The sequence below is a fragment of the Kitasatospora acidiphila genome (assembly GCF_006636205.1).
GTDB classification, from domain to species: domain Bacteria; phylum Actinomycetota; class Actinomycetes; order Streptomycetales; family Streptomycetaceae; genus Kitasatospora; species Kitasatospora acidiphila.
In genome coordinates this window covers 7,966,563-7,990,226 of sequence record NZ_VIGB01000003.1, presented here as the reverse complement: position 1 = coordinate 7,990,226, position 23,664 = coordinate 7,966,563, and the positions used below count along the sequence as shown (strand labels likewise).

The following is a 23,664-nucleotide window of genomic DNA, read 5'->3' as shown; positions in this document are numbered from 1 at the left end:
TGGGGAGCGAGGCATGACGGACGACGGAATGGATCTGACCCGGGACGAGACCCTGCGCGCCCTGGCGGCCCTGGAGGCCTCCTGGCGCCATGACGACCAGGCCCTGGAGGCGCTCGGCGCCGCCGAGGAGTACGAGCAGCCGCTGCCCGTCCTGCTCGCCGACTACGGCCACCGCACCCTGCGCGCGCTGCTGACCATCGCCTTCAGCGGCGGCACCGCCGCGCCCGAGGAGATGCCGGAGCTGACCGAGCGGATGCGGGACAACGCGATCTACCGGCTGAGCGAGGTGCTCGGCGACGCCCTGGAGGTGTGGGGCGACACGGCAGACAGCAGCCCGGCGGCGGCCGGCCACATCGGCCGCACGGTGATGTCGGCGATCGTGGCGGTCAGTCAGAGCGACACCGGGGAGGACATCCTGCCGCTGCTGGCGGCGCTGCGGGCGCACACCCTCCAGGACCGCGCCTGACGGATCGTTCGCCGACTTCTCAGGCAGTCGGGACGGCGAACGGTTTTCACGCACCGCCCCCGGGAAACCACACCGTGCAACGGTATTCCGGAGAGGGTGGCGCGACCCATGGCAGTGGTCTTCGAGGCGGACTTCGGCTCGCCGGAGCAGTGGACGGCGGGTCAGACCAGCGCCTATCCCAACATGGGGCCCACCAACCTCGGCGACCACAAACTCGACCGGCTCAACCGCTCCTACTGCCCCGGCGGCCGGTTCACCGCGACCCGCCGCTTCTTCGGCGGCCTGTGGAGCTGCAACCTGCTGACCACCGAGGGCAGTCCGGACGGCTTCCAGGTGCAGACCGGCGACGTGCTCAGCGCCCGCGTCGTCCTCCCCACCGGCCTCGGGGCCTGGCCGGCGATCTGGACCTGGCGGAACGGCGGCAACGAGGTCGACGTCTTCGAGTACCACCCCGACCACCCGGGCATCCTGGAGCTCTCCAACCACGTCCGCGACGCCTACCTCTACTGGGACGGCAGTTCGGCCGGCGTCGCACCGGGCGCCCAGCTCGACCTGAAGGTCACGCTGGGCGCGGGCTCCGTCGACTGGTCGGTCAACGGCACCACGGTCTTCCAGGACGGCACCGGGGTCGGGCCGGGCTGGCAGGCCTATCTGATCGTCAACCTCTCGGTCTCCGACGGGACTTATCACCCTGCCCCGCCGCCCGGCGGCCCCCGCCAGCTGAGCTGGAGCTGCCTCGGCCTGTCGGTCGACCGGACGCCGGCCACCCCGCAGCCCCCTGTACCTACTGGTATGTACACTGCTGAGGAGGAAGCCGACTGACCTCTGGGGCCTTGCCATGCCGTTCGTCCGAATCGATGCCCTGCACGCCGACGCCGCCCGTCTCGACGCGCTGGGCCGCGCGGTGCACCAAGCGCTGATCGAGGCCATCGGCATCCCGGCCGACGACCACTTCCAGGTGCTGACCAGCCACAACGGCAGCAGCGGCACCCTGCGGGTCGGCGACTACCTGGGCGTCCACCGCGACGAGGGCATCGTCTACATCGCCATCACCCTGCGCGCCGGCCGCACCCCCGCCCAGAAGCAGGCCCTCTACCGCCGGATCGCCGAGCTCGCCCAGGAGCACGCGGGCACCGAGCCGCGCAACGTCTTCATCACCCTCACCGAGAACCAGTCCATCGACTGGTCGCTGGGGCACGGCCTGGCCCAGTACGCCCTTTGAGCAGCGGAACGACGATGGGCCCGGCACCGTACGGTGCCGAGCCCAATCCTGACGGTCCGTCAGGCCCGTTCGCTCTCGTACACCCGGGTGACCGTCCGCTCCACGGTGCGCCGGTGGCCGCGCGGGTGGCGGGTCAGGGTGTAGCCGCCGACGCCGGCCAGCGAGGCCAGCGCGGCGCCGCCGAGGGTCCAGAACCAGCGGTCGTTCCAACCGGAGAACAGGTCGGTGTACCAGTGGGACTTGACGGCGGCCGGCGCCGCGACGGTGGCACCGCCCGGCGACGGGGCGGCCGACGCGCTCGGGGTGGCGGCGGCCGTCGGGGCGCCGGTGGCACCGGGGTTGACCGGCGGCACCAGCGGCGCCTTCAGGCTGCCGCCCTCCGGCTGGGCGTCGTCCACGCCGCCCTTGCCGCTGACGTGCACCCGCACCTGGGTGGCCAGCCCGAGGTCGTTCTGCGGCACGTCGGTGACCGAGAGCCGCACGTAGTAGCTGCCAGGCAGCGGGTCGCCGGACCACGGCTCGGCCCAGGAGCGGATCTGCCGCAGCGTGCAACTCAGCGACAGGGAGCCGGTGTTCTGGTCGGCGGTGCCGGTCTGCGGGCCGGCGGTGCAGGCCTGGCGGCGGCGCAGGCCGTCGAAGAGGTCCACCGTCCAGGTCTGCGGGCCGTGCCGGTCGGAGGCCTGGGGCAGCGTGACGTTCACCGTGACGGTGTCGGTCTGCCCGGCCGAGGCGCCGAACGCCCAGTACAGGTAGTCGCCGGTGGAGCCGGTCACGACGGCGTCCTGGCCGGGCGCCAGGGTGGTCGCGGTCAGGAACGAGGTGCCGGAGGTGGTGACCGGGGCGGCCGAGCCGGAGGCCGACGCGGCGGCCGTGGGCGACGGCGCGTCGGCGACGGCCACCGGGGCCGCGGTGACGACGCCGGTCAGGGCGGCGCCGGCGGCCAGCAAGCCGGCCAGCAGAGTACGAGTCCTACGCATCGTCAGTTCTCCTGCCAGATCCGGATCCGCCAGCGTGCGATCCAGCCCCAGAGCAGCCCGCAGACCAGTCCGGCGCCGGTCAGCACCAGCAGCATGATCCAACCGCGGCCGAGCCCGAGCGCCGGGCCGTCGGGGGCGGACGAAGCCGCCTTGACGTCCACGGTCAGCTCCAGCGGCAGTCCGGGGTCGGACTGCACGCCCGGCTGGCCGGCGAAGGAGTTGCTGACCACCAGGCAGACCACCTGGTCACCGTTGGCCACGCCGGTGGTGCCGGTTGCCGAGGCGGTCGGCGAGGCGCTGCGGGTCGCGGACCAGCGCAGGCCGGTGGCGGCGACATCGGTGCGCCCGCTGCCCGCGTCCGTGCCGCGCACCAGCTCCTGGCCGCTGCCGTCGGTGGCCTGCAGCAGCACGCCGTAGTCGCGGGCCACGGCGCGGTCGGGGGTGACGCTCACCGAGGCGCGCAGCTCCTGGCCGTTCTTCACCGGCACCCGGTAGACCCGGTGCTCGGAGAACTTCTCGCGGTCGGCGTAGACGCCGGGCGAGAGCAGCGGGGCGGTGGCGCACTGGTCGGTGCCGGTGACGTTCGCCGGGGTGGCGCGGTAGCTGTTGTCGGAGTGCTGGACCGACTGCTTCAGCCGCTCGGTCAGCTGCTGCTGGCTGTGCACGTCGGTGTAGGTGCCGCCGGTGGCGTTGGCGATGCAGAGCAGCTGCTGGCGGACCTTGTCGTCATGGGCCAGGCCGAGCGTGTCGACCACCAGGTGGGTGCCTTGGGCGGCCAGTTCGCGGGCCACGTCGCACGGGTCCGGCGGGGCGCAGTCGTCCTCGCCGTCGGTGACGAGCACCACGCGGCGGGTGGCCGTGCCGGTGCCCAGGTCCTGGGCCGCGCCGCGCAGCGCCAGGCCGATCGGGGTCCAGCCGGTGGGGCGCAGGGTGGCGACGGCGGTCTTGGCCTCCACCTTGTCGGTGTGGCCGACCGGGTAGAGCACCTTGGTGTCGGTGCAGCCGTCCGTCTTGTCGCTGACCGGGTAGGTGGCGCCCAGGGTGCGGATGCCGAACTCGGCCTCCGGAGGCAGGGCGTCGATGACGTCGTCGATGGACTGCTGGGCGACCGATATCCGGCTGCGGCCGTCGATGTCGGCGATTCCCATGGATCCGCTGACGTCCAGGATCAGGTCCACCTTGGGGGCGTCGTCGCCGCCCGCGGTCTGCTCCGTGGGGCTGGGGCTCGGGCTGTCGGCCTGCGCGGGCAGCACGCCCAGGGTGGCGAAGGCCATGGTCAGCAGGGCTGTCAGCAACGCGGCTGGGCGGCCCGGCAATCGTCGTCGGGTGATCATCACGGCGCGCATCTTATGAACCATCAGCTGGACGGAGCCAATTGGAACCGGGCCCGCCGGAAGTGGTACGGCCGGGCACTGGTGGTGCGCATGACGACCAGCCGGAGTACCGTCGTGTCGGGCCCCGCCGCACCCGCTTCCACCGGGTGCGGCGGGGCCGTTCGGCGACTGGCGACGCCGCGTCAGGCGCGGGTCAGCAGGCGACCGGGACGTCCACGCTGACCGGCACGGCGGCCCACGGGTAGGAGGAGACCGCGAGGCTCGCGTGCACCGTCGAGCCGCACGGCGCGGTGGTGTCGAGCGGGCCGAGCACCACGGTGGAGGCGGTGAAGGTCACGCTCTGCGGGAGGGCGTCCAGGTTCGCACCGCCGGCCACGTCGGCGGCCAGCCGGGTGTCCAGCTGCTGGACCGGCAAGCCACCGGAGCCCGGACCGCTGGGGCCGGGACCGGTGGGGCCCGGGCCGGTCGGGCCGGCGCCGGTGGGGTCGCTCGGCGGACCGGCCAGCGCGATCTGACCGGTGACGGAGACACTGTCGCCGGAGACCGTGGCGCACACCGTGGTGGCCAGCCCGGACTGCATGCCGGTGGCGCACACCGGCTGCCCGGCCACCGCCGGGGAGACGGTGGCCGGGTGCACGGTGGCCGCCTGTGCGGGCGCCGCGCCGAGCAGCGCGAGACTCGCCGCACCGGCAGCGAGCAGCAGGGATCGGGACATGGGATCTTCCTTCCAGGGTTGGTGAGTTGAGGACCGCCAGGGCAGTGGGCACCGGACGGCGCACGGCATCGGAGACTCCGACGCTGTTGCAATGTGATATTTCACTAGCTCACCGTACCTGACGCATCGTCAGAATGAAGAGCGCGGGGATGAGAAGTGAAGGATTCAGACAAGGTTGGCTTGAACCGAGGCGTGACACTCATCACGCTGAACGCCAAGTAGCCGCGCTCACCTGTGAGTTGACACCCCCACCGGCACTGCGCCGACGCGCTTGGTCAGTAGCCGCCGAGCAGCGGAGCCGCACTGCGGGCGGTCAGCTCAACTGCCGTCCCGCCAGGCGAACCAGCGCGGGAAGGCGGCCACCAGACCCGGTTCGCCGGCGAGCTCCAGCAGGCCCGAGCGCCGCGCGGCGGCCAGGGAGCCGCTGCCGGCGACGACCCGGTGGAACTCGGCCTGGTCGGCCGTCACCCAGACGTCGACCTCATAGCCCGGGTGCCGTCGGCAGGCGCTCACCTCGCCCGGCGCCAGCACCAACCAGCCCAGCTCGTCCGGGTCGTGGAAGGCGAACTCCACCACCACCCGCCGCGCGGGCAGCGCGGCGACCTTGACGAACTGCCGCAGCCGCCACAACAGCCAACCACCGTCGAGCTGTTCGGCCTCCGGGTCACCGAAGGCCCAGCGCCTGGCCCAGTCGCCGAGCTGCCAGACCACCGGCTCAAGCTCCGCCCCCGCCCGGCTCAGCCGGTACTCGGGCCGTCCGCCGTCGTCGAGCTCGCGCTCCACCAGCCCGTGCGCGCTCATCCGCCGCAGCCGCGCCGACAGCAGGGTGCGGCTGATGCCGGGCAGCCCGCGGTGGATGTCGTTGAACCGGCGGGAGCCGAGCAGCAGTTCACGCAGCACCAGCAGGGTCCACCGGTCGCCGACCAGCTCCGCCCCCACCGACACCGGGCAGTACTCGATCCCGTGCCGCATCCGCGACCCACCCCCGGTCCGGTCCAGTTCTTGTACCACCGACGGACCATCAGACCATAGGAGGCTCGACTCCGGCCGACCGCAGCAACCTGGAAGGGCACCGCCGTGACCGACACTCCCCCGCCCAGCGCCACCTCGACCTCGACCTGGGCCGCCGGCGACTACCCCGCGATGGCGCGGCGCCTCACCGCCGTGGCGGACCGGGTGGTCACCGCGGCCGAGGTGGCGGACGGCACCACTCTGCTGGACGTCGGCTGCGGCACCGGCAACGCCGTGCTGGCCGCCGCCCGACGCGGTGCGCTGGCCACCGGCGCCGACCCGACCCCCGAGCTGCTGGGGCTGGCGGTGGAGCGGGCCCGCGCCGAGCAGCTGCCGATCGCCTGGCAGCCGGCCGCCGCCGACGGGCTGCGCGGCAGCTACGACCGCGTGGTCACCGTCTTCGGCGCCATGTACGCCCCGGACGCCCGGCGGGCGGCCGACGCGCTGGTGCGCTGCTGCGCGCCGGGCGGACGGATCGTGTCGGCCGCCTGGACGCCCGACGGCTTCATGGCCGCCACCAACCGCGCGGCGTCCCGCTATCTGCCGCCCCCGCCGCCCGGTGGTCAGCCGCCGACCCGCTGGGGCGACCTCGACGTGCTGCGCGCGCTGTTCGCGCCGCTGGCGGTGTCGGCCACCGTCGAGCAGGTGCGCTTCGAGTTCCCGTCACCGGTCGCGGCGGCCGAGTTCTGGGTCCGCACGGCCGGCCACCTGCAGGCCGAGCGGGCCCGCCTGATAGCGGACGGCAGCTGGACCGCGCTCCACCACGACCTGGCCGCCGTCTTCACCGAGTGGAACCGGTCAGGTGGCGCGGACATCGTGGTCGAGGCGGCCTACCTGCTGGCGGTGGTGGACCGGCCGCTGAACTGACGCTCCGCCAGCCCCCGGTAGGAGCCGTCGGTGATCTCCGCGACGAAGGTCCGGTACGGCTCGGGCAGCACGATGCCGTGCTCGCGAAGCGGCACCTCATGGCGCAATAAATCGGGCAGAAGGCATCTTCGGGTCATACGCTCGCGAATACGGCTGCCCTGGTCAGCCGCCCACCCCGCCCGCATGGCGGCACCGCTGACGGCACCGTCCGTCCGGCCCGCGAGGGAGCGCCCACGATGCACAACTACCCGCTGCTCGATCTGTTCTGGACGATGCTGGAGTTCTTCCTCTGGATCGTCTGGCTCTTCCTGCTCTTCAAGGTGATCACGGACATCTTCCGCAGCCACGACCTGAAGGGCTGGGGCAAGGCGGGCTGGGTGTTCTTCGTGATCATCCTGCCGTTCCTGGGCGTCCTGGTGTACCTGATCGCCCGCGGGCACAGCATGGGCGAACGCGACATCGAGCAGGCCAAGAAGAGCGAGGCCGCGTTCCAGGCCTACATCCGCGACGCGGCCGGCGGCAGCAGCGCGAGCCAGGCCGACCAACTGGCCAAGCTGGCCGAGCTGAAGAACGGTGGTGCCATCACCGAGGAGGAGTACCAGAAGGCGAAGGCGAAGCTGCTCGCCTGAGCCGTCGGGCGATCGCCCGTTCTCGGCCACCGGTCGCCGCCAGTCGGCCGAAAAGCGCTGCTCCGCCCGGCCTTCGGATGTGCCAGAGTACGCCCCGGCACACGAAATCCGACCGGAAAGGGCACAAATGGGCCGTAGACAGCGAGACTTGGACATGTCTGGCGGCCCGGTGGCCGAGTTCGCCGCACTACTGCGGGCCGCCCGTGAAAGCGCCGGGAACCCCACCTTCGCCGCCATGAGCCGGCGGGCCCACCGCTCCATCTCCGCGCTCTCCGAGGCGGCCGGCGGCGTGGAGTTCCCGACCTGGCCGACGGTCGAGGCCTTCGTGCACGCCTGCGGACACAGCGAGACTGCCCCGTGGCGGGAGCGCTGGGAGGCGACCCAGGCGGCCATCGCGCAGGCGGCCGCCCCGGACCCGGCACCCCAGGAGCCCACCCCTCTCCCCGCCGACCCCGCACCCTCGCAGCCCCCGCCGAGCCGCCACCACCACGGCCTGCCGCGCCGCGCCGCAGGCTGCCGACACCGCCCCCGCGCCTGCGGATGCTGGCGGCCCTGGCGGTGGGGCTGGCCGTCGGCATCCCGATGGGCGCCGCGCTGCCGGGCCACTCCACCCAGGGCGCGGCAGCCGCGGCCGCCCCCCGGCCGACGCCGATGCCCTCCGTCGTGATCGTCCCCGCCCCCTCACCGGCGCCGTGGCCCGCCCAGGGCTCCGGCTGCCAGGCGCGCACCCACTGGGTCTACCAGTACGCCCAGGCCTACACCGGGCAGGTGTACGCCCAACTCGCCGGCCCCACCGGAGGAACCACCGAGGTGCCGACCACCATCACCTGGGGTGAGTGGGTGTGGCGGCACCCGGTGACCGTCAACCCCGGCGACCCGGCCCAGGCGGTCGGCGGCACCGTGCTGCTCTTCGCCAAGCTCGACACCGGTCCCGCAACCCGCTGGTCGTGATCGACACGGCGACCCCGGTCTGTGTCAGCTTCGGCACCGCGAGCGGCACCTCCGTCGCCCCGCTGGCGACCGTCGACGCCAACCAGGGCTGGGCGAGCACCAGCCCCTGACCGGACCCCGGCCAACCAGGCGGTGCGGCGGGTCGGCGGCGGCGGATTTTCCACGATTGTTTGTCCATCCGCGGCGGCTGTTGGCTGCCGCAGCGCGCCGCCCCAGTGTGGTGGCCGAGCCGGACAGCCGTGACCGCACGGCCATGACGGCAGGTCATGCCCGGTCCGCCCGGACCGGGACGAGAGAAGTGGGGACCCATGAAGTTCGCAGGAATTTGGCTGGGCCGGCTGGTCGCCGTGCTGGCCATGGTGGCCGGTGGCCTCGTCTGGTTCGGCGCCACCGCGCAGGCGGCCACGGTGTGCGGCAGCCAACCGGTGCCGCCCGGCTATGTGATCACCTCGGAGACGCTCACCAACACCTGTACCGGCGGCTACCTCACCGAGACCATCCAGCTCCCGTACAACGGCATCCAGATCTGCGACAACTCGCCGATCCCGTCGGGCTATGTGCTCACTTCCAACTACACCACCAACAACTGCGGCAGCTACCAGGGCGGCACGCTCAACACGCCGTACAGCGGCATCACCATCTGCGGGAACGGCAACGGGGCGATCCCGGCAACTACGTGATCACCTCGGAGGGTCCCAGCGGGCCGTGCGGCCAGTACTACAGCGAGGTGATCAGGACCGTCTCCAACGGCATCCAGATCTGCGGCAACTCGCCGATCCCGTCGGGCTATGTGATCACGTCCAACTACACGCTCGGGGCCTGCGGCATCTACCAGGCCGCCAACCTCACCGCCGCCTACAACGGCATGCAGTTCTGCGGCAACTCGCCGATCCCCGCCAACTACGTGATCACCGGCAACTACACGGTCAACAGCTGCGGCCAGTACCTGGGCGGTAGCCTCGGCATCGTCTACAACGGCATCACCGCCTGCGCGGACTCGCCGATCCCGTCGGGGTACTGGGTCTCCGCCGGCTACTTCCAGACGGCGGCGTGCGGCATGTACCAGGCCGAGAAGCTGAGCAACAGCTGATCCTCGCCGAACACGCGCAACGCGGCGCCGGGGCACGGTCGTTCGTGCCCCGGCGCCGCGTCGGCAGCTCAACCAGTCAGCGGGTGGAGCGCGTTCAGGTGCTCTTCCAGGCCACCGAGAAGTCGGTGCCGCCGGACAGGTCCGAAGTGGCGGCCTTGAGCACGCCATTGGCTGCCATGTCGACCTTCTCCGGGTTGGCGGCCGTCAGCGAGCCGCCGTTGACGCTGGCCCCGCTGAACTGGACCGTGCCGAAGTCGGTCAGCGGCAGTACCCCGGCGTTGCTGCTCGGCGCCTCGGCGATCACCTCGGCGGAGGCCAGCTGGGCCCCGGACAGCTGCTGGCTGGTGCTCTCGGTCCAGCCCTGGCTGGAGTCGCTGATCGTGAGCGTGAAGCTGCCCGAACCGTCGGTGACGACGCTCGCGCTGAGCTGGTCGCCGGGCTGCACGTGGTCGGGGAGCTGCACGGGGTAGGCCGGGTACATCTCGTACCAGGCGTAGTAGACCGGCGAGCCGCCCGAGCAGTCCGCCGAGGTGCCGGTCTGCTCGACGGTGTCGCTGCCGTCGCCGTCCAGGCCGACCCAGAAGGACGAGTAGGTGTCCTGGCTGGTGCAGGTGGCCGTCGGCGCGGTCCAGTTCGCACTCACGGTCTTGTACGGGCCGGTGCCGCTGTTGGCGTTGGCGACGTAGCCGGCCCAGTTGGCGCTGTAGTTCTGGTTGGCCGGCGTCTCACCGTGCGGCCCGACCAGGTGGGCGGGTGCCGAGCTCGGGATCCGCGGCTTGGTCTGGTGCCCGTGCACGGTGAGGTGGTGCACGAGCGGCGGGAGGCCGAGCAGCGCCGTGAGCTGCTGGACGGCCGGGTGGGTCAATGTGGCCGGGTCGGCAGCGGTGGCCGGGTGGGTCCCAGTGGCCGGGCGAGTCGGAGCCGCGAGTGCGGGGGCCGCGCTGCCGAGGGCCGCCAGCAGGGCGACCGAGGCAGTGAGCGCCAAACGACGTGGTGCGGGCATGCTTGCTCCCTCAAGGGGTGGAGGATGGTGCCGGCTCCACCACTGACGCAGCAGCAGAGCTAGCACCAGGCAAGCCGGATGCCCGACGGACGACAACTCAGCGCGGCCGCCCGGATGACACCGCGTCACCAAAGGTCATCCGTACCCGCACGACACGGTTCGGCGCGGCCGTCCTCGGGACGGGATCACCGCACCTCGAAGGAGGTCAGCCCCTCGGGCGTCTCCTCGTGCTGGCTGACGTGCTCCACCACCGCGCCCTCCGGGCCGTGGTGGCTCCAGCGGAGCAGCTGGGCGACGCCGGCCGGCGGCCCCTCGAAGACGGCCTCCACGGTGCCGTCGGGCAGGTTGCGGACCCAGCCGTTCACGCTGTTCTCCTGGGCCAGCACGCGGCAGCTGTCGCGGAAGAACACTCCCTGCACCTGGCCGGAGACGATCACTCGGTTGCGGATCACGGGTACCTCACCGGGTCGTAAGGATGGGGACGGGGGCGACGGTGCGGCCCGTGCGGGCGGCGATCGCCGCGAAGGCGGCGGCGTCGAGCACGGCGGCTCCGCCGAGGTCGTTGTTGAAGTAGGCGTGGACGTCGGCGGTGTTCGGCCAGGTCTCGGCGACCCGCGCCGCCCAGTGACCGAGCGCTTGCTTACCGTACCGGGGGAACGGGTGTGCCAGGCCCTCATGGAAGCGCAGATAGCCCCAGTCGGCGGTGCGCCACAGCGGAGTGACCGGGCGGGACCGGCGGTCGGCCCAGCACAGTGCCGCGTTGTGCCTGGTCAGCACGGAACGGACCTCCCGGGTCCACCACGACTGGTGGCGCGGCTCGACGGCCACCCGCAGCTGCGGTGGGAAGCAGCCCAGGCAGGCCTCCAGCAGCCCGGGGTCGGCCCGCAGGGTGGGCGGCAGCTGCAGCAGGACCGGGCCGAGGCGGTCACCCAGGCCGGCCACGGCGGCGCACAGCCGCTGGACGGGCTCGGCGGGATCGCGCAGCCGCTTGATGTGGGTGAGGTAGCGGCTCGCCTTGACCGCCATCCGGAAGCCGGGCGGTGTCCGGTCGCGCCAGTCGGCGAAGGTGTCGGCTGGCGGCAGCCGGTAGAAGGCGGCGTTGTTCTCGACGGTGCTGAAGCGCTCGGCGTACCGCGCAAGCCACTGCCGGCGCGGTGTCCCCGGTTCGTAGAGGACGCCGCGCCAGTCGTCGTACTGCCAGCCCGAAGTGCCGACGAACAGAACCATCGCTGCGTGCGCTCTCGCGGTGCGGTGCGGTGCCTGGGCCGCACCGGTCGTTCACGGCCGCCGCGGCCCCCTTTTCCTGATGGTAGGCCGCCGCGGCGCTCGTGACGCGCTACTCGCGGCCGCGCGGGGTCTCGGTGATGTCGGCGGAGCCGAGTTCCGGGCCGAGGCCGAAGTAGTGCCGGAAGTTGTAGATCAGCGGGCTCCAGGCAGCCGGTTCGATGTGCTGGGTTCCGGGCACCACCAGGCGCGGGTCCGCGTGCACCTTGAGCACCCGGGCCTCCACGATCAGGAAGTCGCCGGCGGCGTCGGTGCCGACCCGCTGCGCGCGGGCTTCGAGTTGCAGCGGGCACTGCGCCACGCGGGGCGGGCGCACCGCCACCGACGGCTGCGGGTGCCAGCCGCCCGCCGCGAACTTGTCGGGCTCGTACTGGAACACCCGGCGCGGGTGGGTGCGCGGTTCCGCCCTGCCGGTGAGCTCGCCGAGCCGCTCCACCTGCGGCCACTGGTGCGGCTCGGGCAGGCTGATCACCAGCTCCGGCCGGGCCGCCAGATTGGCGCCGGTCTGCCCGTCCGTGCCCAGGCCCAGCACCACCACCTGGCCGAGCGCCCACGCCGAGGAGATCGGCGCCAGGTTGAACGAGCCGTCGGGGTTCTCGGTGGTGAGCAGCACGACGGGCGTGCCGAAGTACAGGATGCTCGGGGTGATCGTCTGGTGGCTCGGCCGCACTGCGCCGTCCAACTGCTGCGTGACTGTCATGCGGCGACCGTAGGCGCGCCGTTGTTCGGGGTGGGCCGAACAGTCACTGGGCCATGATGGGCGGCATGGAGCACACCCAGCGCTCGCAATCCGCGGCGCAGCCCGTCGACGCCCGGCGGCTGGCCGCGCTCGCGGCGCTGCTGGCCGAGCCGACCAGGGCGGCGTTCTGCCTGGCACTGCTGGACGGCCGGGCGTGGACGGCCGGTGAGTTGGCCCGGCAGGCCGGCGTCGCCCGTTCCACCGCGACCGAGCAGCTGAACGCGCTGGTCGACGGCGGCCTGCTGGCCGAGGCCCGGCAGGGCCGGCACCGGTATCTGCAACTGGCCGATCCGGCGGCGGCGGAACTGGTCGAGCTGCTCGCCGAGCGGGCCGATCCGGCGGCTCCCGCGTCACCGGCGCCCGCCACACTGGCCGGCGACTCCCGCCGGCGCGCGCTGGCCCGGGCCCGCACCTGCTACGACCATCTGGCCGGCACCCTGGGCGTGGCGATCATGGACGCGATGACGGAACGCGGCCTGCTCGACTGGACTCGCGGCCTGACGCTGACGCCGACCGGCGAGGCCTGGCTGGCCGAGCTCGGCGTCCCCTCCCCCGCCGGGCCCGCCCGCTCCCGCCGCCCGCCGTACGCCCGTGCATCGACTGGACGGAGCGCCGCCCGCATCTGGCCGGCTCGGTGGGTGCCGCGCTCTGCCGCCACGCACTCGACACCGGCTGGCTGCAGCGCATCGGAACCTCCCGGGCTGTGCGGCTCACCGATGACGGCACCTCAGCGCTTCGGCGACACCTGGGAATTGTCGTTCCCTGAGGGCCCGGCCACGCGAAAACCAGGTGCCGGCACCCACGCCGGTTGGCAGGATGACGGCGACCCGCTGCGCCCTTCGGGGCCAGCCGCTCCGCTCTCCCGGAAGGACCGCCCGTGCCGCGCGCCGTCTCCCTGATCCGTTCCGCCTCGCTGTCCGACGTCGCCGAGTACGCCTACGCGGCCACCGCGCCGGCCGAGGCGCGGCTGATCTTCCTCGCCGGTGCCTGCCCGCTGGACGCGGCCGGGGCGACCGTGGCGGTCGGCGACTACGCCGGTCAGGCCGCGCAGGCCGTGGCCAACCTGCGGACCGCGCTGGGCGATGCCGGGGCGACGATGGAGGATGTGATCAGCACCCGGGTGCTGGTGGCCTCCAGCCGGCAGCAGGACCTGGTGACCGCCTGGGCGGTGGTGCGGGACGCCTTCGGCGACCACGATGTGCCGAGCACCCTGATGGGCGTCACGGTGCTCGGCTACTACGACCAGTTGGTGGAGATCGAAGCGGTGGCGGCGGTTCTGGACGCCTGACAGTCTTGATGGTCCGTCAGGAACCGCTGTACAGCTGCTCGCCGTACCGGGCGCCGTAGTACTCCTCCAACTCCCCAGCGCCTCCGGGCGTTGCTCCAGGATTTTGGCGATCTGCGCGCGGGACGGCGCGGCCTGCGGGTGCCAGCCCTCCGTCTTCCACAGGCCGCCGCGCAGCAGGGCCTTGGGGCAGTGGTAGAAGACCTCCTCGATCTCCACCAGCAGCGCCACCTTGGGACGGTGGCCCTTGACCACCATCCGGTCGAAGAACGGCGCGTCCCGCAGGATCCGGGCCCGGCCGTTGATCCGCAGGGTGTCGGGGCGACCGGGGATCATGAAGAGCAGGCCGACCCGCGGGTTGCTGAGGATGTTGTGGAACCCGTCGGCGCGCCGGTTGCCGGGCCGCTCGGGGATGGCGATCCTGGTGTCGTCCAGCACCAGGGTGAAGCCGGCCGGATCGCCCTTCGGCGAGGTGTCGCAACTGCCGTCGGCCGCCGAGGTGGAGACCAGGCAGAACGGCGACGCGGCCAGCCACGCCTTGTCGTACTCGTGCAGGCCGGGCCGCACCTTGTCGGCTGCCGCCGGCGTGATCTCCCCCAGCAGCTCCCTCAGTTCGTCCGCCGATGTCACCTCGACCAGATCCGTCTCCATGACGACCCCCTGCCCCCGGATAGCTGATCCTGTGTGATAGCCGATCAAGAGGCCGAGCGTATCCGATCCAGCCCGCTACTTGATGGCGAGGATGGTGGTGCGCTTGATCTCGGGAGGCGCCGCCAGCAGCGTGGGGGCGATCTCCCGAATGGCGTCGGCGATCCGCCCGTTGAGGTGGGCGTCGCGACCCTCCTCGTCGTCGAAGGTGTCGAAGACGCCGAAGACGGTGGGGCTCTCCTGGAAGGAGTACCAGCTGACGGTGCCTTCCTCGGCGCGGGCCAGTTCCACCGCGTCCCGCAGCAACTGGCCGACCGCCTCGGCGCCTTCGGGCTTGGCCTCGAACCGGACCAGGAATCCGAGCTTCGACATGGGTGCTCCAATCTCCGTCGTCTGCATCATCCGCCGGGCGCATCGCCCGGCCGCTGACCAGAAAGCTACGGCCCCTCGGGCACCCGCCTCAGTGGCGGGAACGACACATCCGATATCGTTTCCGACATGCGGGTTGGTGTGCTGGTCCTTGACGGCGTGTTCGACTCCGGCCTGACGGCGGTGCTGGACATCCTGCGCTGCGCCAACGGGCTGCGCGGCAGGCTGCCGCAGCCGCCGCCCGCCTGGGAGGTCGAAACGGTCGGCTTCACCCCGACCGTGCGCACCGGCGCCGGACTCACCGTCGGCGTCGCGCCGGTCGAGCGCATCGTCGACTGCGACCTGCTGCTGGTGCCCGCCGTGCCGCGGTTCGACCCGGACCAGCTGATCGAGCTGGTGGCGGGCCCCGACCTGGCCCCGGCCCGGGAGTTGCTGCGCCGCGCCCGGGAGCGCCGCACCCCGATCGCCACCGCCTGCGCCGGCAGCTTCCTGCTCGCCGAGGCCGGGGTGCTGGACGGACTGTCAGCCACCACCACCTGGTGGCTGGCGCCGTACTTCGGCCGCCGCTATCCGCGGGTCCGGCTCGACCGGGACGCCATGGTGACCCACGCCGACGGGGTGACCACGGCGGGCGCCGCCTTCGGCCACGTCGACCTGGCGCTCACCCTGGTGCGGCGGGCCAGCCCGGCGCTGAGCGACCTGGTGGCCCGTCACCTGGTGATCGACGAGCGCCCCTCGCAGACCGCGCACACCCTGCCGAGCACCCTGGCCCAGAGCGACCCCACGGTGGCCGCCTTCGAGCGCTGGGCCCGCGAGCGGCTGGCCGAGCCGCTGGACATCAAGGCCGCCGCCCGGGCGCTGGGTGTCAGCGAGCGCACCCTGCAGCGCACCACCCGTGCGGTGCTGGGCAGTTCGCCGGTGCGGTTCGTCCAGGAGCTGCGGGTCGAGCAGGCGGTGCACCTGCTGCGCACCACCGACCAGCCGATCGAGGTGATCGCCCGGCGGGTCGGCTACGAGAACGCCGGGTCGCTGCGGTTGCTGCTGCGCGAGCGGACCGGGGTCACGGCCGGCGCGCACCGCCGGGGCGGCCACTGAGGCGGCCACTGAGGCGGTCGCGACACGCGCGGGCGGGGTGAGCACTGGGGTGACCGGCGAGGTGACCCGCGAGCGTCAACAGATCCACGCAATTCACCCACCCGCTTGTTAGGCAAGGCTTACCTCCTCTAGAGTCCTCCCGTCAGGTCCCGAACTGGAGAGAGCTCACCGTGCCCACAACCGCGCGTGCCACCGCCGCGATCGCCATCCTGTCCGTCTCCTGCCTGGCCCTGACGGCATGCGGATCGGGCGGCGGCGCCGCCTCGGACGCCTCGCCGGCCGCGGCCGCGGCGCCGGCCAGCGGTCAGGCGCTGGCGGGCCAGTCGATCACGGTGTACAGCGGCCAGCACGAGCAGACCACCAAGGCGCTGGCGGACGACTTCCAGAAGCGCACCGGCGTGAAGGTGAACCTGCGCTCGGGTGACGAAGCCGAGCTGGCCAACCAGATCCTGCAGGAGGGCTCCGCCTCCCCTGCCGACGTCTTCTACGCGGAGAACCCGCCGGCCCTGACGATCCTTGAGGAGAAGGGCCTGCTCACCAAGGTGGCCGACGACACCCTCAAGGCCGTGCCGGCCGCGGACAGCTCGCCCAAGGGCGACTGGGTGGGCGTCTCCGCCCGCACCGCCGCGTTCGACGCCGCCACCGGCACCCCGGCGGACAGCGCCCCGCCCACCTCCGTGCTCGACCTGGCCAAGCCGGAGTGGAAGGGCCGTCTCGGCATCGCGCCGAGCGAGACCGACTTCGCCCCGATCGTCAGCCGGGTCCTGAAGTCCCAGGGCGCGGACGCCGCCAAGAAGTGGCTGCAGGGCCTGAAGGCCAACGCCAAGGTCTACGACAGCAACGAGGACCTGTCCGCCGCGATCAACAGCGGCGAGGTGCAGGGTGGCGTGGTCGACCACTACTACTGGTACCGGCTGCGCGACGAGAAGACCCCCGCCGGCACCAAGAGCGCGCTGCACTACTTCGCCAAGGGCGACGCCGGCGCGCTGGTCGACGTCTCCGGTGCCGGCGTCCTCTCCAGCAGCAAGCACCAGCCGGCCGCCCAGGCGTTCCTCGCCTACCTGGCCAGCGCCCCCGCCCAGACCCTGATCGCCAACTCGCAGAGCTACGAGTACCCGTTGGTGGCGGGCGTCAAGAGCAAGGAGAACCTGCCGCCGCTCGACTCGATCGGCACCATGGCCAACGTCGCCGACCTCGGTGACGGAAAGGAGGCGCTGCAGCTCCTGCAGGACGCCGGCCTGCTCTGAGCCGACAGCGAGCCGACACGCCTTCGGTGACAACCTGTCACCGAAGGCTGCTTCGCTGTGCCCGCGCACCCGGCTTGTCAAGATGCCGAGCTGGAAAAGGGCGGTCATATTTGAGGCAAACGCTTGTCCGATATCCGAGGGATCCGGAAGGGTTGAGCCGCACCACTCAACCCCAAGCACCCTCACTCTTTCGGAGACCAGATGTCCAGGGACATCATGGTGCGTGACGGCCACCGTCTGCACATACGGCGGACCAGACGCACCATCCACGCCATGACCGCCGTGGCGCTGCTGCTCTCGGTGGCAGTCGGCACCGAGGCGATGGCCGACTCGCCCAGAGACACCCAACCGCCGTCCACGGCCCAGCAGGAAAAGGGCATGCACCCGGGGCTGCCCTTCCACGACCCGGCCGACGCCGACACGGGCAACCAGCAGAACGTGACGATCACACTGGGCGCGTCCCAGGCCTCGTTCCAGGTGGGCGGCAAGAAGGTCTACGGCGACACCTACTCGGGCACGTTCACCGCCCCCACCATCCGGGCGCGGCCCGGATCGACCGTCACCATCAAGCTGGTCAACCACCTGCCGGTCGCCACCAACCTGCACTTCCACGGCCTGCACGTGTCGCCCACGGGCCAGTCGGACGACCCGTTCCTGTGCGTGGCTCCGGGCGCCACCACCACCTACCAGCTGGCCATTCCGGCCAACCACCCGCAGGGCACCTTCTGGTACCACAGCCACGCCATGGGGACCAGCTGCAGCTCGCCCGGCTCCTACGACATGTCGGGCATGACCGGCTCGATGACGGGTGACGTCGAGGACCAGATCTTCGCCGGCCTGTCCGGTGCGCTGATCATCGGCGACGACCGCACCCTGCTGCCCAAGGACCTGCGCAACATCACCACGCGCACCCTGGTGCTGAAGGACGCTCAGATCGACGCGACCGGGCACATCCCGCAGAACACCGGCGGCAACTCGATCAACTCCAACAACCCCACCGTGCGCCTGGTCAACGGCCAGCTGCGACCGGTGCTGAGCATGAAGCCGAACGAGACCCAGCTCTGGCGGCTGGTCAACGCCGGCGCCGACATCTTCTACCAGCTCCAACTCGACGGCTACAGCTTCACCGTGATCGGCGAGGACGGCACCCCGGTCGCCCTGACCACCACGCCGAACACCCTGCTGCTGCCGCCGGGCAAGCGGTACGACGTGCTGGTCACCGCGAACGGCACCCCGGGCACCGCGACCCTGCGCACCACCGCCTACAGCAACGGCCCGCAGGGCGACCAGTATCCGGACACGACGCTGGCCACCCTCAAGGTCGCCGGCACCCCGGTCAAGCGGCTCCCCGCGTTCGCGGGCTCGATGCCGACCGCACCCGCCGACCTGAGGTCAGCGCCGATCGCCCAGAACCGCGATCTGCAGCTCTCCGAGAACTCCGACGGCACCCAGTTCTACATCAACGGCAAGCAGTTCTCGTCGGACGCCTCGGTCTTCGCCACCCCGGCCAAGCTCGGCACCGTCGAGGAGTGGACCATCACCAACACCGCCGGTGAGGACCACCCGTTCCACCTGCACACCACCGCCTTCCAGGTGATGTCGATCAACGGCGACCCCAAGCGGTACATCCACGACCAGGACATCGTCGTGGTCCCGCACGCGGTGAACGGGGTACCCGGCCGCGTGGTGATCCGGATCCCGTTCTCGGACTACACGGGCGCGTGGATGTTCCACTGCCACATCGCCGCCCATGAGGACAACGGCATGATGAGCTTCATCAACGTCGTGCGGTAGTCCGGGTTGCATGGTGTCCCACCTGTGGAGACGCAGGTGGGACATACCCCGCAAGGCAGGAGATCCGCTTCGACGTCCTTGCCGTGGATCTCGAACGCGAATAGGTCGCACTGAAGTTCCACTTGTGCTTTGTGTGCAGATCTTCCATGCAGCGAGGGTGCGATCTTCACGAATCCCTGCGGATCGCTTCCGAGGCACGCACCCCCGGACGACGGGCTCTTCCCCGACGACCGCCGCTACCCTGCGCGTCCCCACCTGACCATCGGAGAATATTTCCGGCGGCCAGAAAAATAGGACCAGAAGATCACCCCATCCGCCACAGAAGTCTTTACTGAACCCTTTCTATGCAAATTCCCTGTCAATCATCATGATCTGCAGTAATATCCGACAGTGGTTCAGGATTGCGCAATCCTGGGGGATGCGCAGGGGGAACGCATAAGGGGGCGCACATGCTTGCACAGGCCATGAATATGCCCGCGGCAGCCTCGCCGCTGCGCATCTTCGTGATCGCGGGGATCCGGCTGTACCGGGAGGGGCTGGCCGAAATCCTGGGCCGGCTGCCGGACGTGGCGGAGGTCGACACCGCGGAGGACGGGCGCGAGGGGGTGGCCCGGGTCAGGGTGTTCCGGCCCCACATCGTACTGCTCGACATGTCGCTCGCGGACAGTCTGGAGACGGTACGGGTGTTGGCGCACGGCACGCCGCCGACGAGAGTGGTGGCGCTGGCGGTGCCGGAGACCGAGGGGCACGTGCTGGCCTGCGCGAAGGCCGGGGTCGTGGGGTACGTGCCGCGTGAGGGGTCGGTACACGATCTCGTGACGACGCTTCGGCACGTCGCCAAGGGCGAGGCGGTGTGTGCGCCGCACATCGCGGCCAGCCTGTTCCGGCAGGTCGCCTTGCTGTCGGACCGGGCCGCGCCGGAGCGGCCGCCGGCCCGGCTGACGGAGCGTGAGCGGCAGATCGTCGACCTGATCGCACTCGGGCTGGCGAACCAGGAGATCGCGCGGCGGCTGGGCATCGAACTGTGCACGGTGAAGAACCACGTGCACAACATCCTGGAGAAGCTGAACGTGCGGCGGCGCAGCGAGGTGGCGGCGTTCACCCACTCCTGGGCGTGACGGCGAGGGCCAACCGGCCACCGGACCGGATCCCCGCACCAGTGAGGTTCCCCGAACGACGGAGTCGAGGGGATCCAGAGGTTCAGAGGATCCGGATCCCCGGCCCGTGACGGATGACCGGGCCCAGATCGGGGACCGGATCTCCTGAGTCGCGATCAGATCCAATTGTTCATTGTTCCACCCCGGCCCGCCCTGGCTGACTTGAAGGCAGGACGACCTGTCTTCAGTCGACCTGGGGAGGGCGGATGCCACAGCGGTTGCGTGTCGCGTTGTCAGCCGGCACGGGGGTGTTGAGCGGAGTGCTCTGTGAGCTGTTGTCCGCGCTGCCCGACGTGGAACTCATCGACGACCTGCCGATCGCGCCGACGGGCGAGTTCCAACGCCAGCTGCGCCTGCTGCGCCCCGACGTCGTGGTCTGGCGCCTGGACGACGACTCGCTGCTGGCCGAGCATCCGGAGTTCTTCGGCGCGGAGCACCCCAACCTGGTGATCACCATCCACGGGGACGGCGACTGCGGGACGCTGTGGCGGCTGCGCCCGCACCGCGCCGAGCTGGGCGCGCTCGGGCCGAGCACGCTGGCGGCGGCGATCCGGTCGGCGGCGACACCGTGCGGGGCCATCGAGTCGGAGGCCGACCGGTGAGCGGCTACCTCGCGATCAACACGGTGAGCCGCACGGTCCGGCGCATCCTCGCCGTCGCCTACGACGCGGACCTCACCGTGGGGCCGTTGGTCGGCGGCGAAGCGGGCATCGTCTTCAGCAACCCGACCGAGACGGCGCAGGACCCGTCGCACCGGTTGTCCCTGTGGCTGTACCGGATCACGGAGAACGAGTTCCTGAAGAACCTGCCGCCGCAGATCGAGCCGGACCGCCGGATCCGGCGCGGCTCGCCGCTGGCCCTGGACCTGCTCTACCTGATCACGCCGTTCACCAGCTCCGGCGAGAACGACCAGCTGCTGCTCGGCAAGACGATGCAGGTCCTGCACGACAATGCCAGCATCTACGTCCGCGACCCGCTGAACGACGTGGTGGACGAGATCCGGCTCATCCTGTGCCGCCTGCCGCTGGAGGAGGTCACCCGGATCTGGGAGGCGTTGCAAGAGCCGTACCGGCTGTCGGTGTGCTACCTCGTGCGCTCGATCCGGATCGACAGCACCCAGCTGGACGAGAGCGCCCCGATCCTGGACATCACCACCGGCCTCGGGCCGCTGGTGGCTGCGCCAACGACTGAGTCGGCGTCAGCGTCATGACCACGTACGATCACCGCAGCCTGGCCGCGACCCGGGTCTTCGACATCGTCGACGGCTTCGCGGCGCAGCGTGGGCTGGACGGCGAGCGCCCCCGGCCGCTCGGGCGAGTGCGGCTGTTCCTGGTCGCCGACCGCACCCCCGGTGCTGAGCGGACGTTCACGGACCCGCCGGAGCTGGTGCTGGCCACGAGCGACAGCGGCTACGCGATCAGCTTCGGAGTGGTGCAGCAGCCGAACGGCAGCCGGCACGTCGAGCCGTTCGGGGCCGGACCGTACCTGTTGCGGGTTCGCTCCGACCGCTATCAGGTCGCCGACTTCGACGGCGTGTCCCTGCCGGCGACGGTCGGCCAGCCGGAGCCGTACGAGATGGTGCTGGCGGCCGGCTACAGCTATCCGTTCCCGGTCGCGGCCACCGCACCGTCGGTCGAGGTCGGCGGCCCGACGTCGGCGGCGCTGGCGCTGCTGCGCGGCACGGTGCTGGCCCCGGACGGCTCGGGCGTCGCCGACGCGAACGTGTCCGCGCCCGGCGCGACGCCGTACCGCACCGACGCCGACGGCCAGTGGGTGCTGGTGTTCGCCGGCGGGGTGCCGGCCGCCGGTGCCGTCGACGTCACCATCACCGCGCCCGGGGCCGGGCCGGCGGTGGTGACCGGCGTCGCCGTCACACCCGGCGGCGAGGCGGCGCTGCCGCAGACCGCGCTGCGCGGCCGGATCGTCGCCCCCGGCGTCGATCCCACGGCGGCGACGGTCGAGATCGCGGGGCAGCCCGGACGGGCCGGCGTGCGGAGCGACGGCGTGTGGGCCTACTACTTCGCGCCGACGCAGGCCGCGACGACCGTGACCGTCAACGCGACCATGCCGGACGGGCGTTCGCTGTCCGTCCCGGGCGTGCAGGTGGTCCCGAGGACCACCACGGCCGTCCCCGACCTGCGGCTCCCCCGCCCCGGTCCGACGCCGGATACGACACCGACACCGAATACGACACCGCATACGACACCGACACGAGTAGAACCCGCGATCACAGCCCAGAGGAGTACCGATGCCTGAGTACCTCAGCCCCGGCACCTATGTCGAGGAGGTCCGCGGCGACGTCGTGCCCATCCAGGGGGTGAGCACGAGCACAGCGGGGTTCGTCGGGCTCACCCAGCGGGGTCCGACCCAGCCGATGCTGATCACCTCGTGGCCCGAGTACACGCGCTGGTACGGCGGCCTGATCGAGCCGTCGGTGTCCGCGCTGCCCTGGTCGGTCCAGGGCTTCTTCGCCAACGGCGGCCAGCGGGTGTTCGTGGCCCGGGTGGTCCGGTCGGACGCGAAGACCGCGAGCCTGACGCTGACCGCCGACGGCGCGCCGACCATCACGGCGCTGGGCCCCGGGGCCTGGGGCAACGACGTGCACGTCCAGGTGGCGGTGTCGGTCCGGGACGCCAACCGGTTCCGACTGACCGTCAGCTACCAGACGCTGACCGAGGACTTCGACCAGCTGAGCACCGACCCGAAGGACTCCCGCTACGCGCCCTCCGTGGTGAACGCCGGCTCGCACCTGGTGAGTTTGGCCTTCCCGGCCGGCACCGCGGCGGCCGCCCCGGCGGCGGTGGCCACCACTCCGCTGGCCGGCGGCGACGACGGCAGCGCGGCGCTGACCTCGGCCGCCTTCAAGGGCGACCCGAGCCAGCCGCCGAACCAGCTCACCGGCCTGGCCGCGCTGGCCGTCATCGACGACATCGCCATCCTGGCCGTGCCGGACGCGGTGAACCCGTCGCTGGCGGCGGCCGACCAGAACGACCTGGTGAACGCGGTCGTCGACCAGTGCGAGCAGCTGCGCGACCGGGTCGCGGTGCTGGACATCCCGCCGGGCGCGGGGAACATCGCCAACAACCCCAACACCTACGTGACCCGCCGCTCCGACTACTCGGCGATCTACTTCCCGCACCTGCGGGTCATCGACCCGGTGAGCCGGACCACCGCACTGGTACCGCCGAGCGGCTTCGTCGCCGGCATCTACGCCAACAACGACATCACCCGCGGCGTGCACAAGGCACCCGCCAACTACCAGGTGGCCGGCATCCTCAACGCGGACATCAGCCCGACCGAGGGCCCGCTGGAGTTCCCGGTCACCAAGGGCATGCAGGACGAGCTGAACCCGGCCGGCGTCAACTGCTTCCGCGACTTCCGGCCCGCGGGCAACGGGATCCGGCTGTGGGGCGCGCGGACCACGTCCAGCGACCCGGAGTGGACGTACGTGAACGTCCGCCGGCTGTTCATCTTCGTCGAGAAGTCCGTGGACCGCGGCCTGCAGTGGCTGGTGTTCGAGCCGAACGCCGAGCCGACCTGGGCCAAGGTGCGGCGCACCCTCGACACGTTCCTGGAGAACGTCTGGCGCAGCGGCGCGCTGATGGGCACCACGAAGGAGGAGGCGTACTTCGTGCGCTGCGACCGCACCACGATGTCCACCGACGACATCCTCAACGGCCGGCTGGTCTGCCTGATCGGCCTGGCGGCGGTGCGGCCCGCCGAGTTCGTGATCCTGCGGTTCTCGCAGTTCACCTCCGAAGCGACCCAGTAAGGGGATTGA

Annotated in this window: 27 protein-coding genes and 3 pseudogenes; 19 read left to right on the top strand and 11 right to left on the bottom strand. The window is 71.6% G+C overall.

What is annotated here, in order from left to right; genetic code table 11:
- Positions 1-13: 13 nt before the first annotated feature.
- From E6W39_RS37705 to E6W39_RS37695, 3 genes are all read left to right on the top strand, one after another.
- Positions 14-466, top strand: a complete 453-nt coding sequence (locus E6W39_RS37705; protein WP_141637290.1) for a hypothetical protein — start codon at positions 14-16, stop codon at positions 464-466.
- Between the two features lie 108 nt (positions 467-574).
- Positions 575-1,288, top strand: coding sequence for a LamG domain-containing protein (locus tag E6W39_RS37700; protein ID WP_181799637.1), 714 nt, complete (start codon positions 575-577; stop codon positions 1,286-1,288).
- A gap of 16 nt (positions 1,289-1,304) precedes the next feature.
- Positions 1,305-1,688: a tautomerase family protein gene (locus tag E6W39_RS37695; RefSeq protein WP_141637289.1), complete on the top strand. Its 384-nt coding sequence runs from the start codon at positions 1,305-1,307 to the stop codon at positions 1,686-1,688.
- A gap of 59 nt (positions 1,689-1,747) precedes the next feature.
- On the opposite strand, the gene E6W39_RS37690 is transcribed toward E6W39_RS37695, so the two are convergent.
- From E6W39_RS37690 to E6W39_RS37670, 4 genes are all read right to left on the bottom strand, one after another.
- Positions 1,748-2,665, bottom strand: coding sequence for a peptidase (locus E6W39_RS37690; protein WP_141637288.1), 918 nt, complete (start codon positions 2,663-2,665; stop codon positions 1,748-1,750).
- 2 nt (positions 2,666-2,667) lie between these two features.
- Positions 2,668-3,999: a VWA domain-containing protein gene (locus E6W39_RS37685; protein ID WP_141638195.1), complete on the bottom strand. Its 1,332-nt coding sequence runs from the start codon at positions 3,997-3,999 to the stop codon at positions 2,668-2,670.
- 193 nt (positions 4,000-4,192) lie between these two features.
- Positions 4,193-4,714, bottom strand: a complete 522-nt coding sequence (locus E6W39_RS40080; RefSeq protein ID WP_181799636.1) for a hypothetical protein — start codon at positions 4,712-4,714, stop codon at positions 4,193-4,195.
- Positions 4,715-5,032: 318 nt separating this feature from the next.
- Positions 5,033-5,686 carry a winged helix-turn-helix transcriptional regulator gene (locus tag E6W39_RS37670; protein ID WP_141637285.1) on the bottom strand — a complete coding sequence of 218 codons (654 nt, stop codon included), beginning with the start codon at positions 5,684-5,686 and terminating at the stop codon, positions 5,033-5,035.
- Positions 5,687-5,791: 105 nt separating this feature from the next.
- On the opposite strand from E6W39_RS37670, the gene E6W39_RS37665 reads away from it, so the two are divergent.
- Entirely contained in the window at positions 5,792-6,592 is an 801-nt protein-coding gene (locus E6W39_RS37665; protein WP_141637284.1) for a class I SAM-dependent methyltransferase, read from the top strand.
- On the opposite strand, the gene E6W39_RS43275 is transcribed toward E6W39_RS37665, so the two are convergent.
- A complete protein-coding gene (locus E6W39_RS43275; RefSeq protein ID WP_267286723.1) occupies positions 6,556-6,687 on the bottom strand; it encodes a hypothetical protein in 132 nt (43 codons plus the stop codon). The two genes, E6W39_RS37665 and E6W39_RS43275, sit on opposite strands and share 37 nt — an antisense overlap.
- 141 nt (positions 6,688-6,828) lie before the next feature.
- On the opposite strand from E6W39_RS43275, the gene E6W39_RS37655 reads away from it, so the two are divergent.
- The 5 genes and pseudogenes from E6W39_RS37655 to E6W39_RS37635 all read left to right on the top strand — a co-directional run bounded on the left by E6W39_RS37655 (position 6,829) and on the right by E6W39_RS37635 (position 9,262).
- Complete coding sequence (locus E6W39_RS37655; protein ID WP_141637283.1) at positions 6,829-7,221, top strand: SHOCT domain-containing protein; 393 nt, start codon at positions 6,829-6,831, stop codon at positions 7,219-7,221.
- 127 nt (positions 7,222-7,348) lie between these two features.
- Positions 7,349-7,558: pseudogene (locus tag E6W39_RS44405) on the top strand (helix-turn-helix domain-containing protein); the annotation flags it as partial.
- Between the two features lie 203 nt (positions 7,559-7,761).
- Positions 7,762-8,172 (top strand): hypothetical protein, encoded by a 411-nt coding sequence (locus E6W39_RS37645; RefSeq protein ID WP_220140324.1) that lies wholly within the window; start codon positions 7,762-7,764, stop codon positions 8,170-8,172.
- Positions 8,173-8,480: 308 nt separating this feature from the next.
- Positions 8,481-8,852 (top strand): hypothetical protein, encoded by a 372-nt coding sequence (locus E6W39_RS37640; protein ID WP_141637280.1) that lies wholly within the window; start codon positions 8,481-8,483, stop codon positions 8,850-8,852.
- Positions 8,849-9,262 (top strand): hypothetical protein, encoded by a 414-nt coding sequence (locus E6W39_RS37635; RefSeq protein WP_141637279.1) that lies wholly within the window; start codon positions 8,849-8,851, stop codon positions 9,260-9,262. Before E6W39_RS37640 ends, E6W39_RS37635 begins: the two co-directional genes overlap by 4 nt.
- Before the next feature lie 94 nt (positions 9,263-9,356).
- On the opposite strand, the gene E6W39_RS37630 is transcribed toward E6W39_RS37635, so the two are convergent.
- The 4 genes from E6W39_RS37630 to E6W39_RS37615 form a co-directional block, all read right to left on the bottom strand.
- On the bottom strand, positions 9,357-10,265 hold the full coding sequence (locus tag E6W39_RS37630; protein ID WP_141637278.1) for a G1 family glutamic endopeptidase: 909 nt from the start codon (positions 10,263-10,265) through the stop codon (positions 9,357-9,359).
- Between the two features lie 185 nt (positions 10,266-10,450).
- Entirely contained in the window at positions 10,451-10,717 is a 267-nt protein-coding gene (locus tag E6W39_RS37625; protein WP_181799634.1) for an acylphosphatase, read from the bottom strand.
- A gap of 7 nt (positions 10,718-10,724) precedes the next feature.
- On the bottom strand, positions 10,725-11,492 hold the full coding sequence (locus E6W39_RS37620) for a DUF72 domain-containing protein (protein WP_141637277.1): 768 nt from the start codon (positions 11,490-11,492) through the stop codon (positions 10,725-10,727).
- 109 nt (positions 11,493-11,601) lie between these two features.
- A complete protein-coding gene (locus E6W39_RS37615) occupies positions 11,602-12,249 on the bottom strand; it encodes a flavin reductase family protein (protein ID WP_141637276.1) in 648 nt (215 codons plus the stop codon).
- Positions 12,250-12,314: 65 nt separating this feature from the next.
- Between E6W39_RS37615 and E6W39_RS37610 the strand changes: the two are divergent.
- Both E6W39_RS37610 and E6W39_RS37605 read left to right on the top strand, forming a co-directional pair.
- Positions 12,315-13,054, top strand: a pseudogene (locus E6W39_RS37610) (ArsR/SmtB family transcription factor).
- 111 nt (positions 13,055-13,165) lie between these two features.
- On the top strand, positions 13,166-13,576 hold the full coding sequence (locus E6W39_RS37605; protein WP_141637275.1) for a RidA family protein: 411 nt from the start codon (positions 13,166-13,168) through the stop codon (positions 13,574-13,576).
- Between the two features lie 150 nt (positions 13,577-13,726).
- Here E6W39_RS37605 and E6W39_RS37600 read toward each other — a convergent pair.
- Positions 13,727-14,224: pseudogene (locus E6W39_RS37600) on the bottom strand (MSMEG_1061 family FMN-dependent PPOX-type flavoprotein); the annotation flags it as partial.
- A 75-nt stretch (positions 14,225-14,299) separates the two neighbouring features.
- Positions 14,300-14,593, bottom strand: coding sequence for a putative quinol monooxygenase (locus tag E6W39_RS37595; protein WP_141637274.1), 294 nt, complete (start codon positions 14,591-14,593; stop codon positions 14,300-14,302).
- Between the two features lie 126 nt (positions 14,594-14,719).
- Here E6W39_RS37595 and E6W39_RS37590 point away from each other — a divergent pair, with 126 nt between their 5' ends.
- The 8 genes from E6W39_RS37590 (at position 14,720) to E6W39_RS37560 (ending at position 23,655) form a co-directional block, all read left to right on the top strand.
- Positions 14,720-15,685, top strand: coding sequence for a GlxA family transcriptional regulator (locus tag E6W39_RS37590; protein WP_141637273.1), 966 nt, complete (start codon positions 14,720-14,722; stop codon positions 15,683-15,685).
- Positions 15,686-15,855: 170 nt separating this feature from the next.
- Positions 15,856-16,932, top strand: a complete 1,077-nt coding sequence (locus E6W39_RS37585; RefSeq protein ID WP_141637272.1) for an iron ABC transporter substrate-binding protein — start codon at positions 15,856-15,858, stop codon at positions 16,930-16,932.
- A 201-nt stretch (positions 16,933-17,133) separates the two neighbouring features.
- The gene (locus E6W39_RS37580) at positions 17,134-18,726 is read left to right on the top strand and encodes a multicopper oxidase family protein (protein ID WP_228718576.1); all 1,593 of its coding nucleotides are present in this window, start codon (positions 17,134-17,136) and stop codon (positions 18,724-18,726) included.
- A gap of 449 nt (positions 18,727-19,175) precedes the next feature.
- On the top strand, positions 19,176-19,844 hold the full coding sequence (locus E6W39_RS37575; protein WP_141637271.1) for a LuxR C-terminal-related transcriptional regulator: 669 nt from the start codon (positions 19,176-19,178) through the stop codon (positions 19,842-19,844).
- Between the two features lie 299 nt (positions 19,845-20,143).
- Positions 20,144-20,485 (top strand): hypothetical protein, encoded by a 342-nt coding sequence (locus E6W39_RS40075; RefSeq protein ID WP_181799633.1) that lies wholly within the window; start codon positions 20,144-20,146, stop codon positions 20,483-20,485.
- Positions 20,482-21,093, top strand: a complete 612-nt coding sequence (locus E6W39_RS37570; RefSeq protein WP_181799632.1) for a DUF4255 domain-containing protein — start codon at positions 20,482-20,484, stop codon at positions 21,091-21,093. The genes E6W39_RS40075 and E6W39_RS37570 overlap by 4 nt, the downstream gene beginning before the upstream one ends.
- Positions 21,090-22,139: a carboxypeptidase-like regulatory domain-containing protein gene (locus E6W39_RS37565; RefSeq protein ID WP_141637269.1), complete on the top strand. Its 1,050-nt coding sequence runs from the start codon at positions 21,090-21,092 to the stop codon at positions 22,137-22,139. Before E6W39_RS37570 ends, E6W39_RS37565 begins: the two co-directional genes overlap by 4 nt.
- Positions 22,132-23,655 carry a phage tail sheath subtilisin-like domain-containing protein gene (locus tag E6W39_RS37560; RefSeq protein ID WP_141637268.1) on the top strand — a complete coding sequence of 508 codons (1,524 nt, stop codon included), beginning with the start codon at positions 22,132-22,134 and terminating at the stop codon, positions 23,653-23,655. The genes E6W39_RS37565 and E6W39_RS37560 overlap by 8 nt, the downstream gene beginning before the upstream one ends.
- The last annotated feature ends 9 nt before the right edge of the window (positions 23,656-23,664 follow it).

Excerpts from the sequence above, each read along its gene's own strand:
- E6W39_RS40080 (WP_181799636.1), bottom strand. The coding sequence starts at position 4,714 with ATGTCCCGATCCCTGCTGCTCGCTGCCGGTGCGGCGAGTCTCGCGCTG.
- E6W39_RS37590 (WP_141637273.1), top strand. The coding sequence starts at position 14,720 with ATGCGGGTTGGTGTGCTGGTCCTTGACGGCGTGTTCGACTCCGGCCTG.
- E6W39_RS37575 (WP_141637271.1), top strand. The coding sequence starts at position 19,176 with ATGCTTGCACAGGCCATGAATATGCCCGCGGCAGCCTCGCCGCTGCGC.
- E6W39_RS37655 (WP_141637283.1), top strand. The coding sequence starts at position 6,829 with ATGCACAACTACCCGCTGCTCGATCTGTTCTGGACGATGCTGGAGTTC.
- E6W39_RS37560 (WP_141637268.1), top strand. The coding sequence starts at position 22,132 with ATGCCTGAGTACCTCAGCCCCGGCACCTATGTCGAGGAGGTCCGCGGC.
- E6W39_RS37630 (WP_141637278.1), bottom strand. The coding sequence starts at position 10,265 with ATGCCCGCACCACGTCGTTTGGCGCTCACTGCCTCGGTCGCCCTGCTG.
- E6W39_RS37690 (WP_141637288.1), bottom strand. The coding sequence starts at position 2,665 with ATGCGTAGGACTCGTACTCTGCTGGCCGGCTTGCTGGCCGCCGGCGCC.
- E6W39_RS37565 (WP_141637269.1), top strand. The coding sequence starts at position 21,090 with ATGACCACGTACGATCACCGCAGCCTGGCCGCGACCCGGGTCTTCGAC.
- E6W39_RS37645 (WP_220140324.1), top strand. The coding sequence starts at position 7,762 with ATGCTGGCGGCCCTGGCGGTGGGGCTGGCCGTCGGCATCCCGATGGGC.
- E6W39_RS37595 (WP_141637274.1), bottom strand. The coding sequence starts at position 14,593 with ATGTCGAAGCTCGGATTCCTGGTCCGGTTCGAGGCCAAGCCCGAAGGC.
- E6W39_RS37695 (WP_141637289.1), top strand. The coding sequence starts at position 1,305 with ATGCCGTTCGTCCGAATCGATGCCCTGCACGCCGACGCCGCCCGTCTC.
- E6W39_RS37670 (WP_141637285.1), bottom strand. The coding sequence starts at position 5,686 with ATGCGGCACGGGATCGAGTACTGCCCGGTGTCGGTGGGGGCGGAGCTG.
- E6W39_RS37640 (WP_141637280.1), top strand. The coding sequence starts at position 8,481 with ATGAAGTTCGCAGGAATTTGGCTGGGCCGGCTGGTCGCCGTGCTGGCC.
- E6W39_RS37685 (WP_141638195.1), bottom strand. The coding sequence starts at position 3,999 with ATGATCACCCGACGACGATTGCCGGGCCGCCCAGCCGCGTTGCTGACA.
- E6W39_RS37615 (WP_141637276.1), bottom strand. The coding sequence starts at position 12,249 with ATGACAGTCACGCAGCAGTTGGACGGCGCAGTGCGGCCGAGCCACCAG.
- E6W39_RS37705 (WP_141637290.1), top strand. The coding sequence starts at position 14 with ATGACGGACGACGGAATGGATCTGACCCGGGACGAGACCCTGCGCGCC.
- E6W39_RS37700 (WP_181799637.1), top strand. The coding sequence starts at position 575 with ATGGCAGTGGTCTTCGAGGCGGACTTCGGCTCGCCGGAGCAGTGGACG.
- E6W39_RS37580 (WP_228718576.1), top strand. The coding sequence starts at position 17,134 with ATGTCCAGGGACATCATGGTGCGTGACGGCCACCGTCTGCACATACGG.
- E6W39_RS37620 (WP_141637277.1), bottom strand. The coding sequence starts at position 11,492 with ATGGTTCTGTTCGTCGGCACTTCGGGCTGGCAGTACGACGACTGGCGC.